General features: G+C 73.4%; 1 protein-coding gene and 1 pseudogene. Both read left to right on the top strand.

Going from position 1 to position 391, the window contains the following annotated elements:
- The coding region (locus tag ACLWS4_RS37725; RefSeq protein WP_416876532.1) for a hypothetical protein at positions 1 to 189 on the top strand (189 nt) is incomplete at its 5' end.
- Between the two features lie 13 nt (positions 190 to 202).
- Positions 203 to 391 (top strand): annotated as a pseudogene (locus ACLWS4_RS37730) (hypothetical protein); the annotation flags it as partial.

Raw genomic sequence — 391 nt, forward strand, 5'->3', positions numbered from 1 at the left:
GAGGGCGACGAGCAGCTGCTGTGGCTGGACGCCCCGTCCGCCGAGGGGCGGGCGGCCGACGACCTCGCCAAGGGCCGATCCCACGCGATCGCGATCACCCACGGCACCGTCGTCTACATCGTCAACGCCACCCCGGCCGCTCGCACCGAGCCCGGGACGGCGATCCACGACCTGCTCTGCCCGGCCTGACGGGAACGACCCCATGACGTACACGCGAAGCGGCCGACTCCGCTCGGCCGCCCCGAACTTCAACCTCGGCGCCGCCTGGCTCGCCTCCGCCAACCGGGACCCGCAAGCGGCCATGGACCAGTGGAAGGCGGGCCGGCTCGCCGACATCGAGACCGGCGAGGTCTTCAACGTCGTGCGGGTCGGCGACGTGCAGACGGGCCGG

Source organism: Kitasatospora sp. SC0581 (assembly GCF_048159585.1).
GTDB lineage: Bacteria > Actinomycetota > Actinomycetes > Streptomycetales > Streptomycetaceae > Kitasatospora.